Source organism: Mycobacterium branderi, from assembly GCF_010728725.1.
Taxonomy (GTDB): domain Bacteria; phylum Actinomycetota; class Actinomycetes; order Mycobacteriales; family Mycobacteriaceae; genus Mycobacterium; species Mycobacterium branderi.
On the sequence record NZ_AP022606.1, the window covers coordinates 38,644 to 51,635 of the forward strand.

At 65.7% G+C, this 12,992-nt stretch carries 22 protein-coding genes; 2 read left to right on the forward strand and 20 right to left on the reverse strand.

Features of this window, described 5'->3' with window-relative positions:
• Positions 1-4 precede the first annotated feature (4 nt).
• From G6N47_RS00290 to G6N47_RS00350, 13 genes are all read right to left on the reverse strand, one after another.
• Positions 5-424 carry a hypothetical protein gene (locus tag G6N47_RS00290; RefSeq protein ID WP_083129682.1) on the reverse strand — a complete coding sequence of 140 codons (420 nt, stop codon included), beginning with the start codon at positions 422-424 and terminating at the stop codon, positions 5-7.
• A complete protein-coding gene (locus G6N47_RS00295; protein ID WP_139799288.1) occupies positions 421-975 on the reverse strand; it encodes a hypothetical protein in 555 nt (184 codons plus the stop codon). Before G6N47_RS00295 ends, G6N47_RS00290 begins: the two co-directional genes overlap by 4 nt.
• Entirely contained in the window at positions 972-1,379 is a 408-nt protein-coding gene (locus G6N47_RS00300) for a hypothetical protein (protein WP_083129684.1), read from the reverse strand. Before G6N47_RS00300 ends, G6N47_RS00295 begins: the two co-directional genes overlap by 4 nt.
• The gene (locus G6N47_RS00305) at positions 1,372-1,854 is read right to left on the reverse strand and encodes a hypothetical protein (protein WP_083129685.1); all 483 of its coding nucleotides are present in this window, start codon (positions 1,852-1,854) and stop codon (positions 1,372-1,374) included. The genes G6N47_RS00300 and G6N47_RS00305 overlap by 8 nt, the downstream gene beginning before the upstream one ends.
• Position 1,855: 1 nt before the next feature.
• The gene (locus G6N47_RS00310; RefSeq protein WP_083129686.1) at positions 1,856-2,182 is read right to left on the reverse strand and encodes a hypothetical protein; all 327 of its coding nucleotides are present in this window, start codon (positions 2,180-2,182) and stop codon (positions 1,856-1,858) included.
• Positions 2,182-3,219 carry a phage major capsid protein gene (locus G6N47_RS00315; protein WP_083129687.1) on the reverse strand — a complete coding sequence of 346 codons (1,038 nt, stop codon included), beginning with the start codon at positions 3,217-3,219 and terminating at the stop codon, positions 2,182-2,184. The genes G6N47_RS00310 and G6N47_RS00315 overlap by 1 nt, the downstream gene beginning before the upstream one ends.
• 109 nt (positions 3,220-3,328) lie before the next feature.
• Positions 3,329-3,727 carry a capsid cement protein gene (locus G6N47_RS00320; RefSeq protein WP_083129688.1) on the reverse strand — a complete coding sequence of 133 codons (399 nt, stop codon included), beginning with the start codon at positions 3,725-3,727 and terminating at the stop codon, positions 3,329-3,331.
• A 1-nt stretch (position 3,728) separates the two neighbouring features.
• Positions 3,729-5,060: a DUF6582 domain-containing protein gene (locus G6N47_RS00325; RefSeq protein WP_083129689.1), complete on the reverse strand. Its 1,332-nt coding sequence runs from the start codon at positions 5,058-5,060 to the stop codon at positions 3,729-3,731.
• Positions 5,054-6,460 carry a phage portal protein family protein gene (locus G6N47_RS00330; RefSeq protein WP_232080288.1) on the reverse strand — a complete coding sequence of 469 codons (1,407 nt, stop codon included), beginning with the start codon at positions 6,458-6,460 and terminating at the stop codon, positions 5,054-5,056. The genes G6N47_RS00325 and G6N47_RS00330 overlap by 7 nt, the downstream gene beginning before the upstream one ends.
• Before the next feature lie 180 nt (positions 6,461-6,640).
• Positions 6,641-8,161 carry a hypothetical protein gene (locus G6N47_RS00335; protein WP_163659484.1) on the reverse strand — a complete coding sequence of 507 codons (1,521 nt, stop codon included), beginning with the start codon at positions 8,159-8,161 and terminating at the stop codon, positions 6,641-6,643.
• 369 nt (positions 8,162-8,530) lie between these two features.
• Positions 8,531-8,857: a hypothetical protein gene (locus tag G6N47_RS00340; RefSeq protein ID WP_003921280.1), complete on the reverse strand. Its 327-nt coding sequence runs from the start codon at positions 8,855-8,857 to the stop codon at positions 8,531-8,533.
• Positions 8,858-8,864: 7 nt separating this feature from the next.
• Positions 8,865-9,119 carry a hypothetical protein gene (locus G6N47_RS00345; protein ID WP_003921282.1) on the reverse strand — a complete coding sequence of 85 codons (255 nt, stop codon included), beginning with the start codon at positions 9,117-9,119 and terminating at the stop codon, positions 8,865-8,867.
• A complete protein-coding gene (locus G6N47_RS00350; RefSeq protein ID WP_139799290.1) occupies positions 9,116-9,490 on the reverse strand; it encodes a hypothetical protein in 375 nt (124 codons plus the stop codon). The genes G6N47_RS00345 and G6N47_RS00350 overlap by 4 nt, the downstream gene beginning before the upstream one ends.
• A gap of 91 nt (positions 9,491-9,581) precedes the next feature.
• On the opposite strand from G6N47_RS00350, the gene G6N47_RS00355 reads away from it, so the two are divergent.
• Positions 9,582-9,794 carry a type II toxin-antitoxin system HicA family toxin gene (locus tag G6N47_RS00355; protein ID WP_003921285.1) on the forward strand — a complete coding sequence of 71 codons (213 nt, stop codon included), beginning with the start codon at positions 9,582-9,584 and terminating at the stop codon, positions 9,792-9,794.
• On the forward strand, positions 9,791-10,171 hold the full coding sequence (locus tag G6N47_RS00360; protein WP_003921287.1) for a nucleoside/nucleotide kinase family protein: 381 nt from the start codon (positions 9,791-9,793) through the stop codon (positions 10,169-10,171). Before G6N47_RS00355 ends, G6N47_RS00360 begins: the two co-directional genes overlap by 4 nt.
• A gap of 87 nt (positions 10,172-10,258) precedes the next feature.
• On the opposite strand, the gene G6N47_RS00365 is transcribed toward G6N47_RS00360, so the two are convergent.
• Genes G6N47_RS00365 through G6N47_RS29470 form a run of 7 tightly spaced genes read right to left on the reverse strand, consistent with a single transcriptional unit; the run spans position 10,259 to position 12,823 of the window.
• Positions 10,259-10,621, reverse strand: a complete 363-nt coding sequence (locus tag G6N47_RS00365; protein ID WP_163659486.1) for a hypothetical protein — start codon at positions 10,619-10,621, stop codon at positions 10,259-10,261.
• Positions 10,543-10,815 carry a hypothetical protein gene (locus G6N47_RS00370; protein ID WP_163659488.1) on the reverse strand — a complete coding sequence of 91 codons (273 nt, stop codon included), beginning with the start codon at positions 10,813-10,815 and terminating at the stop codon, positions 10,543-10,545. Before G6N47_RS00370 ends, G6N47_RS00365 begins: the two co-directional genes overlap by 79 nt.
• Entirely contained in the window at positions 10,812-11,150 is a 339-nt protein-coding gene (locus G6N47_RS00375) for a hypothetical protein (protein ID WP_003921289.1), read from the reverse strand. The genes G6N47_RS00370 and G6N47_RS00375 overlap by 4 nt, the downstream gene beginning before the upstream one ends.
• Positions 11,147-11,986, reverse strand: coding sequence for a hypothetical protein (locus tag G6N47_RS00380; protein ID WP_083129694.1), 840 nt, complete (start codon positions 11,984-11,986; stop codon positions 11,147-11,149). Before G6N47_RS00380 ends, G6N47_RS00375 begins: the two co-directional genes overlap by 4 nt.
• The gene (locus G6N47_RS00385) at positions 11,983-12,267 is read right to left on the reverse strand and encodes a WhiB family transcriptional regulator (RefSeq protein WP_003921291.1); all 285 of its coding nucleotides are present in this window, start codon (positions 12,265-12,267) and stop codon (positions 11,983-11,985) included. Before G6N47_RS00385 ends, G6N47_RS00380 begins: the two co-directional genes overlap by 4 nt.
• The gene (locus G6N47_RS00390; protein ID WP_157139271.1) at positions 12,264-12,419 is read right to left on the reverse strand and encodes a hypothetical protein; all 156 of its coding nucleotides are present in this window, start codon (positions 12,417-12,419) and stop codon (positions 12,264-12,266) included. The genes G6N47_RS00385 and G6N47_RS00390 overlap by 4 nt, the downstream gene beginning before the upstream one ends.
• Positions 12,416-12,823, reverse strand: coding sequence for a hypothetical protein (locus G6N47_RS29470; protein WP_232080082.1), 408 nt, complete (start codon positions 12,821-12,823; stop codon positions 12,416-12,418). Before G6N47_RS29470 ends, G6N47_RS00390 begins: the two co-directional genes overlap by 4 nt.
• Between the last annotated feature and the right edge of the window lie 169 nt (positions 12,824-12,992).

A 12,992-nucleotide genomic window follows, 5' to 3' on the forward strand; every position in this document is an offset into this window, starting at 1 on the left:
GTGGCTATGCGGTGAAACGCAGCGGAATCACATACCGCGCGTAGTAGCGCATGATGAAAGGGTCGCGATAGGGCTGAAACACCGGCATCTGGTCGGTTTTCGGCCAGCCGGGTTGCGCGGTGGTGCCGTTGGGCAGCGTCACGTGGTCGCCGGGGGTGAGGCCGATGATCCGGTAGTGCGCTTTCCACGCCCACTCATCAGCTATCGCAACGCCTTCGGCCGGGGTGTTGCCTTTGGCGAAGGTGTGCAGGCTGATGATGGCGTTGAGAATGTACTTGTCGTCCGGTCCGGCGATTCCGTTGACGACGTAGGACGGCAGCGGGGTTTCCTCGTCGCGCATCGGCGCCACCGGAAGCCCGAGCGGCAGCAGCACGCCGATGCCGAATTGTGTTGGCGGCGGGGCGGTGCCGTAGTTGAGGCTCACCGGCCGCGCCTGCCTCTGCGTGGCCGGGCGGCTTTGAACGCCGCTGACCGTGCTGTGCGGGCTTGCTCGACACTGCGCCGCGCAGCGGCGATGTGATGCGCTGCAGCGCCGGTGGCGGTCAGCTTCGCTAGGTTCTCGAGCTCGCCGCGCAGTCGTTCATGCTCACGCGCCACGCCTTCGTCGGCCATCGAATCCCGACCACTCGACGAGAATGATGGTCCGCCTTCAGCGCCGAACATGGCCGCCGCCTTGGTGAACGGCGCATACTCCGGCATGTGGCGGGTGCCGATCTCGATCCACACCGCTTTCTTGTCGCGGGAGATGACGCGGCGGCCGCCGTCGGGCAGCGGCTCGACATGCACGGCGTTGCGGGCATCGCCGGGTTCGCCTTCGGCCGGCGCGTCACGATGCGGCGGCAGATCACCAAACACCGGGGTTTCAGACTTGACCTGCTCGCACACCTCGTGCGCGAGATGGTCGAGCGCTGCCTCGACCTCCGCTTCGTGCAGCCCGGCCGCCAGTTCGGCCATGATGGCGTCCTCGATGCTCATCCGGCCCGCCATTCGCACACGATCCACACGTGGTCGGCTGCGCCGTCCATGTCGTACTCCAGCTCAGGTAGTCCCATCACTTTGTAGTCGCGCTGCGCCAACGCGTCCGGGCGTTTCGGCCGAATCCAGTTGGCGTTGTTGATCGTCGCGACGACTTGGTTACCGTTCTCGTCGACGGCTGGGATACCGACCCCGGGCACGTAGGGCAGGAACGCCCACGCCCGCTCCTCGGAGGTGACGGTGTCGGACTGCTCTTCGATCGGGCCGCGCGAGTAGATGTCGAACACGCACCCGTACACCCACACCACCGAATCGGCGGTGATGTTCTCCCCCATCGAATCCGTTTGGCCCGTTGGGGTTTTGGTGACGATGCCGAGCGTGTCACCGCCGGGGTAGCTAGTCATTGTCGTACTGCCACCAGTCCCAGCCCAAATTGCCGAACTGGTCCGACCAGCATGTGGGCCAGCCCTGCGCCGCGTCGTCGGCGTCGAAATCGTTGGGCTGACAACTGGTCATCGGAACCGAGCGAAGCGGAATCCCCAACAGCATCTTGTGGTTGTCGGTGAACTCCAGCGCCTTCATCGGGTCGTCGAAGCTGCCGCCCTCCATGCGATGCCCGGTCGTGCGGGAAAACGTGGAGAGCTTGCTGTACTTCTGGTAGCGCACCGCGTTCGACACAACGTCCCACACCACGAACTGCGCCGTCGGATCAGTTACCGGCAGCGCGCTGCCTTGCGGCCCGTTGTTGTAGATCCACTGCGACGCCACCTGCAGCAGCAGGCCCACGATCGCCTGCTGCTGCGCGGTCAGCGGCGGCCCGTCCCACAGCGCCGTGAACCCGGCCAGGTTGAGGAACGGCGCCGGGGACGGCGCGGTCATTTCACCCGAGCAGCTCGACGAGATCCTGCTTGTTGAGCGCTTCCAGCTCGGCGCGGTCATGCCCCTTGGAGACGCCGTAATCCACCCACGCCTCCTTGGAGGCGACCTTCGCCGGCTTGGCCGGTTCGCCGTCGTCGGGCTGTTCGGCCTTCGCGGGCTGCGGCTTGTCGTCGATCTCCTCGACCAGGCCGAGACGCAGGAAGTGTTCGCGCTGTTGGTCGTTGAGGTAGGGGATGACGCCAGTGTTGTGCTGGTAGCAGTGATGGTTGCGGCCGACTTCGTCTTTGACGACCAGCAGCGGCACGTGCGGCGCAAGTCGGTACGGCATCACACACCCACAATCTGCACGATGGCCTTGGGCTCGATGACGATCGGCGTGGTGACGCGCCGGCAGCGGATCCGCCAGCGGTCCTGCTTGTCCTCACGCATCGTCTTGACCTGGATCATCGACCGGCCGTCGTCGTTGGCCGAACCGTCGGACTGCGAGCCGACGTAGCCGGGGGCGGGCAGTTCCTCGTCGACCATCGCGCCGAACACGGTGGTGTCGATCACCGCGGCGAACGGGGTGAACGGCCCGGTCGGCAGGTTCGGCGTGGCCAGCCACGTCTTGCCCAGCAGCCGCACCGCCAGGCCGGTGTTGATGCCCTCGAACACAGGCATCTTCGTCACACCGTTGGCGCCCATGTCCTCACGCGGCAGCGCCGGAGCGATGTTCGGGTCACCCATCACCGACGCGAAGGTCTGCAGGTCACAGACGACCGTGTTGGCGTTGTAGCCCTGCTTGAGCGAGCGCATCAGTTCTTCGGCGAACATGACGTCACGCAGAATGGTCGGCTTGTTACTGCCGGAGCCGTTCCAGTTCGCGCCGCCGCTCGGCCCGGATCCGCCGATCGAGCTAGCGCCCGCATTCACGGTCTCGGTGATAGAGCCGACCATCGCCGACATGACCACCGAGTCGATCTGGGCGACCATGCTGTTGACGATCTTGATGAACGCCCGGGACACGACGTCGAAGTTCTGCCGGGAGATCGACTCGTCGGTGATCAGCGTGTCCAGACCCCACTTGACCACGTTGGCCATCTGCGCGGGCCCCGTCGGCACAGGGGTCAGCGGGTACTCGTCGCCCGGCTGCACCGCTTGCGGCGTGTTCGCGGCGAAGATCGACTCGATCTGTTCGTAGATGATCGAGCCGTCTTTGGTGTAGAACTGGCCGGTCAGCACCTTGTTGCCGATGAAGATCTGGTCGGCGATCGTCCTCAGCGCACGCAACACCATCGTCGGGTCGTTGAGGTACCGGGAGATGCTGTAAACATCTTGTGTTGCAAGGTTTCCGGTGGGAAAACCAGGCGGTTCGAGGATTGGCATCTGAACCTATCCCTTTCTGTGAACAGCTGCGGCGCAGCGGGTTTCGGGGTTGAAAAAACCCCGGCCCACTGCGGGATCCGGGGTGCGCGTGGCTTGCTGGAGTGTGCGGTTAGATCTCGGCGAGCCGGACGACGACCTGGCCGCCAGCCGGGGCGCTCCAGGCGTGGCCGACGACCTGGTCGTAGGTGGTGCCGTCGCCGAGGTCGGCGACACCGCCATTGGCGGCCGCCACCACGGGGTCACCGGCGCTGATCGCGCCGCTGGCCGCCAGCAGGTGCACGCCACCGAAGTACACACTCACCGGCTGCCCCGAGGCGACGGTCTGCGCGGCGACACCGACAGCGGCCGAGGTCGCGGCCGACGTCGGCGACACGGTCGGAGTCACCCCACCGCCGCTGAGCGTGCCGCCTGTGATGGCCACCAGTTGGCCCGCGGTGATGTTGGCGCCGGCAACGCAGGAAACCTGGTTGCCGCCGGTGTAGAGCGGGACGTAATCCTGTCCAGCCATGTCAGTTCACGCTGCCTTTCTTGGTGGGGATGCCCAGCGACGCCATGATCCGGTCGTGCACATAGTCTTTGGCCTGCTGCTCGGGGTCGGGGGCTCCTTCGGAGCCGACATGGCCCTGCACGCCGGTGTGCCCGATCTCGCTGGTGGGAATCAGCCCGGCCGCCAGCGACGCGAGTACCTGCTTGGTGCCCTCACGGTCGGCCTTGAGCGCGGCCAGCCAGTGGTCCTTGCGGGCCGGCGCGATCTTGCCCTGGCCGATGGCGGCCATGACGGTGCGCTCGTCGTCCTCCGCAATCTGGCGTGCGCGCGCTTCGACGCCCTGCTGCGCGGCTGCTTTCAGCTCGTCGAGCTGCGCCTGCTCGATCTGCACCAGCCCGTTGACGACACCACCGGAAGCGGCGACCTGCTCAGGCTGTGTGCCTTCTTCGGGCGGCTCCTGTTGCGGCTCGGGCTCTTTCAGCTCCGCGATCTTGGCCAGGATGGTTTCCTCGTCGGCCGACGCGTCGACACCGAGCGCCTCCGCGAGCTTTTCAGGAAGTGCCACGATGGGGCCCCTTTCTGTGTCGGAAGCCTCCGAGGCTTCGATCTTGATGCCAAACTTCTTCGCCGCAGTCTTGATGCGGTCCTTGATTTGCGCCAATTCCTCTGGGCTGTAGCCCTTTTGGTTCTTGGGCATGTTGATGTACGACCATGCGGCCCGAACGTGTTCTTCGGTGTCGATCGGGTATTTGCCGTTCTTGGGGTCCGCGTACTTGACGTCGCCGTACGGCTTCGGGTTGTCGGCGGCTTCGACGCTTCCTGTCGGGGTGAACGTCTGCGGGTCGGAATGCGGTCCTTCGCCGACGATCAGCTCGATCGCTTTGCCGCCGACCTGTCCGGCCGCGGCGATGTCGTACAGCCGGGCCACGTCTTGGAGGCTTTGCAGCGATTCCACGCCTGGCCGCGTGGCGCCGAGCAGCGCCAGCCCGGTCAGCACGAACTCGTGGGAGCTGCCGTCGGGGGCGGTGTAGTCGTAGAGGCCCTCGATCGACCGGGATGGGTACGCGGACGGCAGGATCTCGGCCAGCCACTCCGGGACGCCGACCATGTCGCCGATCAGCGCCTGCCCATCCGCAGAGGCCCGCAGGTTGTCGAGCCAACCCACGGCCGGGTCGCCGGAGAAGCGGGGATCGTTGTGTCCCAGCCGGATTACCGGCTTACGCAGAATGCCCTTGGCGTGGGCGTCGATCGCGGCCGCGATCTCGGCCGGGGTGCATTCCCACTCCCCTGTCGACAGATTCCACTTGCCCGTCCGCATCAGCTCAACACCGGGGACGGTGACCAGGTTCACCACAGTGTGAGTTCTCCTTCGGGATGAATCGTCAACCGCCGCGTCCGGCCGGCCGATGCGTTGGCAGCGCCCTTGTAGGGCAGCGCGGGCAGCGCTGTCTGCACAGGCTCGGTGTCGGCGGGCGGTTCGGGCTCGTCGACCGTTTTCGGGAACTGCGCGTTGTTCTGCTCTTGCAGTTCGGGATCCGCGGCGGGCAGCCCCATCTGCTGGCGTTCGAACGCCTCTAACGCCGGATCCGGCGTCAGCAGGCCGGAGTTGACGAGCATCTGCAGCGCGGCCGCGGTGGCGTCCTGGCGCGAGCCGATCTCGTCGACGACCAGCATCGGGCACGCTTCGTCTTCGCCGAAGTTCGCGTCGACCAGGTCTTCGACGACGTGCGCCTGGGCGGTGTCGCGGATCGTCTCTGCGACCTGCTGCACACCCTGGGTGAACGTCGACTCCTGCACGCTGGCCAGGGCATACGAGCCGCCGCGGTCCAAGTTCAGGAAGTGCGCCAGCGCGGCGAGCGCCATCTGCTTGTCGTGATACTCGATCGCCTGCCGGACGTAGCCGGACGGCAGGGTGCCGTTGACGCCCTTCAGCTCGAACTCGGTGCCGAACGGCAAAGCGACACCGGCGCTGTTGCCGCCCCGGTACTGGCGCGCGATGTCGAGGTAGGGCTGCAGGTCGGCGCTGCCGACGCTGGCCTCCGACACCGACTCGGGCGCGGTCACCACCGGCACACCGACACCGTTGCGGCGCGCCGCGGTGGCTTCGATGCGGATCAACTCGTCTTTGAGCAGCCAGTGCTTGTACGCCGGGCGTAGCAGGCTGTTGCCGATCCACTGGCCGGGGTCTGGGTCACGCACGTATACGACGAGCCGCGACACCGGGATCTGTAGCTGCAGACCGGACATGCCGCCCTGCGTGGTGCCGTACGGGGCGCCGAACGACGTGCCGGGCGGGAACTGCGTGATACCGACCAGACCGCCGTCCAACGCGACGTCCCAATAGGCGATAGTCGACGACGGTCGGGGCGCGAGCTTACGCAGGTACGCGTGGCCGTCGTCGCCAATCCGGTACACCTGCTCGAACACCTGGTGCCCGAACAGCAGGTGGCGAAGCGCCAACTGCAGGTGCTTGTGCCACGAGAAGCGGTCGCGGGTGCGCGGTTTCGGCTTCGAGTCGTCGCCGCCGATGACCGGCAGCCCGAGATTGGTGGCGACGAACTCGGTTACCTCATCGGATGCGCCGTTGGGGTCGACGCGCCACGGCGTGCGCATGATGGGCAGCGCGATCGCGTAGTAGACGCTGGCGATGCGGGAGTCCTCGCGCCACATTCGCGTGTAGGTGCGCACACTGTTGGGCCACAACAGCTCCGGCACCTGCTCGAACTGGTCCCACTGGCTGAACGCCGACAGCATCCCCGGAAACGGGTTCGCAAACCCCGTCTCGGCGACCGGGACCGGCGTTTTCGTCTTGTGGCCGGCCGACCGCCGCGGCAGACGCTTGGCAGCGACACCTAAATGCGCGCCGGCTGCGCGGACGGCGGGGACATTGCGCGTTTGCGGCGCCAAAATCCCCTCCTCGGGTCGATTTTCGGGTCAGAAAGCCGCTGTCATCGCGTCAAATTCGCGCTCAAACACGCCTTCCGACGACGTTTCAGGCTTGTCCAACAGCGGCGGCGCGGAGCGTTTCGGCGGCTTGGCGAAGGCCAGCAGCCCCCAATGGGCGAGGGTGACGGCCATCAGCTGCACGATCGAGCCGCCTGGAGGCTTGTCCCAGGCGAAACGGCCACCTGGAAGGTCGCGTTTCACCGCTGAAACCACCGACGAATCGAGTGCCTCCTGGCCCGGATGGCTGACTTGGGCCGCAAGCGCCGCCTCGAGGAAGCCCTCGCAGCCCATCGCCAGCTCCGACGCGTTGGTCAGATGCGGGTCAATACCCGCCTCGGCGAGGTACGGCTTGAGCACGGCCGCCGGCGAACGCTGGTCGATCACCAGCGCCACTGGGTCGGCTTCGGTGACGACGTCGACCAGGCGCTCGGCGACGTCGGTCGGCGAGCCGAGCCCGGTCCATCCGAGCTCGACGTGCACGCCGCCGCCGCGAAGGTGCTGCGCGCCAGCTATCGCCCACGTCTTGCTCACGGGGTCGCGATCGACTCCGATGGTCTGGGGGAACGGATTCGCAACCGCCGGCGCGCGGTCGGTCAGTCTGTGCCACAGGTCCGCTCCGATGGGCGGCTGCAGCGTGTCTGCCAGCGTCGGCCAGTCGCCGATGCCCAGGCGTTCGACGAGGAAGATTTTCGGGGTGTGGATGAGCGCCTGGTACTCGTCCTCGATGTACTCGGGCGTGATCCGGTAGCCCATGCCGGGATTCGCCTGCGCCCGGTTGCGGGGGTCAGCCGGGTCGGCGCCGTCCTCGCACGAAAACTCCGCGTAGCACAGGCGCGGGCTGCTGCGCGCCAGCGCCCGTTTGCGCACGCTGGCGAACACGTAGCCCTTGTCGTGGATCTCCTGATCCACCGCGCTGCCCATGTACCACAGCTGCGGGTTCGGCCTGGCGGCCAGTGTCGGCATCAGCGCACCGATCGATGCCGACTCAAGGATCATCGCCTCGTCGAGAATGACGCAATCACCGGACAGGCCGCGGCCGCCGCCCTTGGTGCGCGTCTTGAACTTCACACGCTGACCGGTGGCGAGCTCGAAGCCCTCCTTGCCGTTCGACCGACTGGTGGTGAACTTCTCACCCGAGGCGTCCAGCCACTGCTCAAGGCGGCGCATCGTTTCCATCGCCGTGTCGAACAGGTGCGCCGAGTAGACGATCAGTTCCTCGTCCAATACGAACAGCCCGGCCAGCATCCGCGCCTCCGCGACGGCCGATTTGCCGTTCTGCCGCGGTACGCACAGGCCGACCTCGAACGCCGACCAGCTGCCCCCCGGCAGCTCGCCAAGGCTGTGCTCGAGGATGAGCTGTTGCCACGGATCGAGGATCAGGCCGACTGAGGCGGCGAACTCGATAGCCTCAGCTGCGGCGCTTGTCACCGCCGGCGGCGTCACCAGAATCCGCGGGGTCTGGTCGCCCAGCAGCGGCTTTTCTCTGACGCTCAGCGCGTTTCCGGGCAAGTTCGTCTCGCTTTGAGGTCTGCGGCTTCTTGATGGCCTCGATCTGCGCCAGAACATCGCTCAAACGGGCCGCCAGCGCCGCGACGTCGCGTGGTTGCTCGCAGACGTCGATTTCACGGGCCAAGCGGTTACGCAGAGCGCGTAAAGTCGCAGCGTGATCGCCTTTTCCGGCCACACCAGCCAGTGTTTGCTGGCACTTTGCTAGGGATGGCCGTTTCTCCCCACTGGCCACGGTCACCCTCCTGTTTTCGCATGTCGGGGAGAGAAATTCGTGACGGGATGGCGGTCGCTGCGACCACCCCCGCCCTCGATTTTTTTGCCGGGGTGGTATCTGCGCTGGTACGCGCCTTGTTGGCGTTCGCTAGCCGGTTACCATGGCCACTGCAGTGCTCGCGGCCCGATGTCGACCAGCTCCCGGTTTGCTCGTTTGCCGGTCAGCGCTGGTCGCAGGTGGTCGCGGCTGCCGTCTCCGCGTTCGCTGTTGCAGGGACCATGGAGTAGGCGGTCGGCCAGCTTGCCGCCGGTTGCGCGTGGGACGCTGTGGTCGCCGGCGAGACCTTGCGATAGGTACATGGGTTCGCCGCACCACCAGCAGGGTGTGCCGTCGATGTGCTGGCGTTTGAGGTGGGCGACTTGCTGTTTATGTCGGTGGCCCAGGCCGCGCTGGGTGGTGGTCTTGGTGTGGCGGCCGGGCATTGGCGCGCTAGGCGTCTGCGGCCAGCGGGGCCGCTGCGGCGGTGTCTGGTGTGACGTGGATGGTGAGGCTGCCGTCGTCGTTGTGGGTGACTGTGGTGCTGACCGGCAACCGTTCTGTGCGGTCGAGTGCGTCGGCGATGCGTTCTGCGAATTGCATGCCTTCGGCGACGGTGTAGATCTTGGATGCTGCTGCGCGTGTGGGCAGGAAGTCTTTGGGCAGGAACGCTCGTAGCTGTTCGGCCAGCGGGTTCGGTGCGGTCATTGGTGTGGGCACTCCGGGTTGATCTGCGTGAGGGTGCGGATTGCCAGGCGGCTGAGGTGGGCTTTCATGTCGTGGTCGACGGTGAGCGAGTAGAGGCGTTCGCCGCAGCGTTCGCAGTAGACGTTGGCGATTTTGTAGCCTTCGGCGTCTGCGGCGTGTTTGTCGTCGCGGTGGCCGATGGTGTAGCCGCGGCGTTCGAGTAGGTGGACGATGGATTCGCCGACGCCGGCCGCGAGTTGGTTGATGCGGTCGCGGGTTTCGGTGGTCTGGTTGAACTGGCTGAAGTGCATCAGTCGGCGTGGGCGGCCGTCTGGGTGTGGGAGGCTGTGGAGGCTTTCGGCGATGAGTTTGGCGGCGTCTGGGCGTGGCATGGCGTGGCTAGGCTCCCTATAGGAAAAGGGCCGATCAATAGGTGTTTAACCGCTTGACACTTGCGGTGTTTAGCGACTAAACTTTAGGCTTATGCGTGCTCGGGAAGTCAACCGGAAAATCGAAAAGCTCGGCGGCGTGCACATCCGCACCGTCGGATCGCACAAGCGTTACCGCGTCACCCGCGGCGAAATCACCGCGAGCACTGCGGTCCCGCAACACCCCGGCGACATTCCCACCGGAACACTGCACAAGATCGAACGCGACCTAGAACCGGCGCTTGGGAAAGGATGGCTGCTGAAATGACCTACAGCGTTCACGTCACCCGCGAGGGCGACGCGTGGCTGGCCGACGTGCCCGCCGTCGCTGGCGCGCACACCTTCGCCCACTCACTGGCTGGACTCGCCAAATCGGTACGCGAGGTCATCATCCTGATGGACGATCTTCCGGATGACGCCGATGTGGAGCTCGATTTTCATTACGACGTCGACGATGAGTCGGTGCTCGATGCCGAGCGTCTGCGCCGAATGCGCGAAGAGATCGAGCGCCAAGAGGCCGAATTGGTCTCGGAAACGGGACGCGTAGCATCCGCGCTGTCGCGCAAGTATTCGGTGAGAGACACGGCCGCGATGCTCGGTGTTACCGCTGGGCGAGTGTCCCAGCTGGCGAACGCTGGGAAGTGAAACGGCAGAGCGCCTTGGTGCGGGCATAGGTCGTCCGCCTGCAATCTGGTTCCAAAGGTAAGTCACACGCGTGTGATTTCGCAACTTTCATGCTGGTTTGTTCTCGCGTGTCGCCTCGATGAGCGCGTAGACGTCGGCCAGCCAGTACATCGGCTCGTCGCTGTCGTTTTGGCGCTGCGGTAGCCGCACACCGGCGCGGGTTTGGTAGCTGCGCGGTTTGAGCCAGCCGCGTTTGCACCAGGAGTAGAACGTGGATCGCGACAGTTTGTCGCCGAGCTGCTCGAGCGCGCCCGGGAGGTCGCTGACGCGGCTGCCGACGATCTGCACCGCCGATAGCGGCTCGTAGAGCAGGTGGTTGCGCAGCAGCTCAATCAGATGGTCGACCTGGTGCAGCGTGCCGCAGGTTGGGCATCGGACTTCGGTTGCGTCGCGTGGCGCGACGAGTTGCATGCGCAGGCTTGGCGCCTGGTGACCAGGTGTGGGCATGGGCCGAGGAAGCGTGGGGGTTTGGGCCGGTTGATGCGGTATTCGATGTCGTCGATGAGTTTCTGGATTTCGCGGTAGCACCGGCCGGCGTCTTGGTGTGCTGCGATCGCGGTGACGTTGTCGGCGAGTGTGCGGGCCATCTGGACGGCGGTGGTCACGGCTGGTCCTTTCCTAGGATGGCGAGTGTTTCGGCGTTGCGGTTCACGATTTCGACCCAGCGGGCGAGCATTGCGTGCGCTTCGTTGAGCAGGTCGGATGCGGTCTTGTTGAACGGCAGCGGTGTCGTGTAGTCGGTGGAGTGGCGTACTGAGACGCCGAGCCGGGTTTGGCCGAGTGCGGCGTCGGTGAGGTATTGCAGCCAGCTTGCGCCGCGGTGACCGGATGGGAGCTCTTGGCCTTCGACGAGGCCGCGGAGCATGTCGCGCAGGTCGCTGGTGCAGCTCTGGCAGAGGAAAAGCTGTGCGCGGCAGCCGCAGTGCTGGCATTCGCTCATCGAAACCCCTCCTCGGTGTAGCCGAGGAAACTCAAGCCGGGCGCGAACTCAGGGAAGCGGGTAAGCGTCATATCGGTGACGCCGGTTTCCTCGTCGGTTTCGACGTTGGCCACGGTTCCTGTGATGATGCGGCCGCGGACGTCCACGAAGCTGACACGTGAACCCCGCTGCGGAATCTGCGCAATTGCGCGGCGCTGGTTTTGCGGCACCACGGGATGGGTTACCACGCCGGGCGCTGTCAGCGGCTCCCATGTGCCGCCGATGCTGGGCGCAAAGTCGGCCAGGACGTCGACGACGTTGCCGTTGCGGCGGAGGTGTTCGGCTTTGAACGTCTGCGATGCGTCGCCGACCACCACCGTGAACTCGAATCGCTCCATGTCTTCGGTGATTTCGGCGTTGTCGGGGAGCGTGGTTCGCCACCAGCGGCGGTTCACGTTGAGCTGGAGTTCGGGCGTCAGCGCCAGACGGTAGCCGCTGAGCAGGTCGTGGATGGCTCGTCGGTGCGCGAGGGCGATGTCCCGCTGGATCCACTGCTCGAGCCACTCGAGGCCCGGTGGTATTTCGGCCGGCATGGGTCCGATGAAGTCTGAGCCTTGGCAGAGCACGCGGCTGGTGTCGGTGTCGGCGCGGTAGTCCTCGTCGTAGATCCCATTGGCGTACATCGCGGCGATGCGTTCGGTGATGGGCAGGCCGTGCCAGTGGCGGTCGCAGTGCGGGCAGCGCGGGTAGGTCGGGTCGCCGAAGTCGTAGCCGACGCGTGGTTCGCCATCGGCCATCTGCTCGTCGACGAGCCGGTCAATCTCGTCGAGGATCCGGTCAGCGTCGCGGATCGTCATCGCTGCGGCCGCTTTCCGATGGCGGCTTTGTGCTTGAGCTGGCGTTGGGCGTCGGCGTATCGCCGGGCGCGTTTGCGTTCGGGCACGTAGACGCCTGCGCAGACGACGGTTTCGAGTTGCTCGGACAGCGTGTACCAGGCGCATTGGGCGATGACCGGGCAGCCGTCGCAGATGGCTTGCATTGCCGCCATTTCGGCCGCGTGTGGCTCGCTGGCGGGCGTCCAGGCGGGGTGTGGCCGGCAGGCGGCGTGCTCGGTCCAGGCCAGCAGTGTGGCGCTCATCTGGCCTCCAGTTTGTCGAGCATGGCTTTGAGGCTGGCGATGGCTTTGTCCCAATCGAATTGGGGCTGGTCGCGTTGGTGGCGTTCGCGGGTGGCTTTGGCCGAGTTTCGGCGGGCGTTGGCGATCTGCTGAGCGGAGTGTCGAAAAGTCACTTGGCGCTGCCTTTCGCGAGTGCTGCCCGGACTGCGGCGATGCCGGCTTTGGTGGTTTCGGTTCGGTCGATGTGGTCGCAGACGTGGGCGCCGCGGTAGCCGTTGTCGTCGCAGAGATCGCAGTCGGTGATGGCGAGTTGTCGGTCGACGGCGAGTTGTGCTCGGCGGCTGGCTTCTTCGCGGGCTGCGGCTTGCTGGGCGCGTTTTTGCTCGATGTCGGCGTTGGCTAGCCAGCGGTCGTGTCGCTGCCGGTGCTCCTTGCAGGCGCCGCACGGGTCGAGGTGCCGCCGGGCATGTGCTTTGGGCAGTGTCGGGGTGGGGGGTCGTTCGAGTCGGGTGGCGGTTCGTTGTCGGCGTTGGGTTCGCGCTCGCGCAACGAGAACTACCCAAGGTAACTGATCCATATCCAGATCCATATCCCTGGGGTTCCGTTGGGGTTTCGGAACCGTTCAACCGTTCAGGAACCGTTGCCGGAACCGTTTGCGGGAGGGTTTCGGAAGGGTTCGGCAGGGTTTCGGAACCGTTCAGTTGAGGTTCATCAAAATCGGGCTCAAAACCGGGTGGATCGATCGC

Bases quoted from the DNA above. Each gene is read 5' to 3' on its own strand.
- G6N47_RS00320 (WP_083129688.1), bottom strand. From the start codon at position 3,727: ATGGCTGGACAGGATTACGTCCCGCTCTACACCGGCGGCAACCAGGTT.
- G6N47_RS00345 (WP_003921282.1), bottom strand. From the start codon at position 9,119: ATGACCGCACCGAACCCGCTGGCCGAACAGCTACGAGCGTTCCTGCCC.
- G6N47_RS00300 (WP_083129684.1), bottom strand. From the start codon at position 1,379: ATGACTAGCTACCCCGGCGGTGACACGCTCGGCATCGTCACCAAAACC.
- G6N47_RS00310 (WP_083129686.1), bottom strand. From the start codon at position 2,182: ATGCCGTACCGACTTGCGCCGCACGTGCCGCTGCTGGTCGTCAAAGAC.
- G6N47_RS29470 (WP_232080082.1), bottom strand. From the start codon at position 12,823: ATGGATCAGTTACCTTGGGTAGTTCTCGTTGCGCGAGCGCGAACCCAA.
- G6N47_RS00365 (WP_163659486.1), bottom strand. From the start codon at position 10,621: ATGCAACTCGTCGCGCCACGCGACGCAACCGAAGTCCGATGCCCAACC.
- G6N47_RS00305 (WP_083129685.1), bottom strand. From the start codon at position 1,854: ATGACCGCGCCGTCCCCGGCGCCGTTCCTCAACCTGGCCGGGTTCACG.
- G6N47_RS00295 (WP_139799288.1), bottom strand. From the start codon at position 975: ATGAGCATCGAGGACGCCATCATGGCCGAACTGGCGGCCGGGCTGCAC.
- G6N47_RS00350 (WP_139799290.1), bottom strand. From the start codon at position 9,490: ATGCCACGCCCAGACGCCGCCAAACTCATCGCCGAAAGCCTCCACAGC.
- G6N47_RS00360 (WP_003921287.1), top strand. From the start codon at position 9,791: ATGACCTACAGCGTTCACGTCACCCGCGAGGGCGACGCGTGGCTGGCC.
- G6N47_RS00385 (WP_003921291.1), bottom strand. From the start codon at position 12,267: ATGAGCGCCACACTGCTGGCCTGGACCGAGCACGCCGCCTGCCGGCCA.
- G6N47_RS00315 (WP_083129687.1), bottom strand. From the start codon at position 3,219: ATGCCAATCCTCGAACCGCCTGGTTTTCCCACCGGAAACCTTGCAACA.
- G6N47_RS00340 (WP_003921280.1), bottom strand. From the start codon at position 8,857: ATGCCCGGCCGCCACACCAAGACCACCACCCAGCGCGGCCTGGGCCAC.
- G6N47_RS00330 (WP_232080288.1), bottom strand. From the start codon at position 6,460: ATGCTGTCGGCGTTCAGCCAGTGGGACCAGTTCGAGCAGGTGCCGGAG.
- G6N47_RS00355 (WP_003921285.1), top strand. From the start codon at position 9,582: ATGCGTGCTCGGGAAGTCAACCGGAAAATCGAAAAGCTCGGCGGCGTG.
- G6N47_RS00380 (WP_083129694.1), bottom strand. From the start codon at position 11,986: ATGACGATCCGCGACGCTGACCGGATCCTCGACGAGATTGACCGGCTC.
- G6N47_RS00375 (WP_003921289.1), bottom strand. From the start codon at position 11,150: ATGAGCGAATGCCAGCACTGCGGCTGCCGCGCACAGCTTTTCCTCTGC.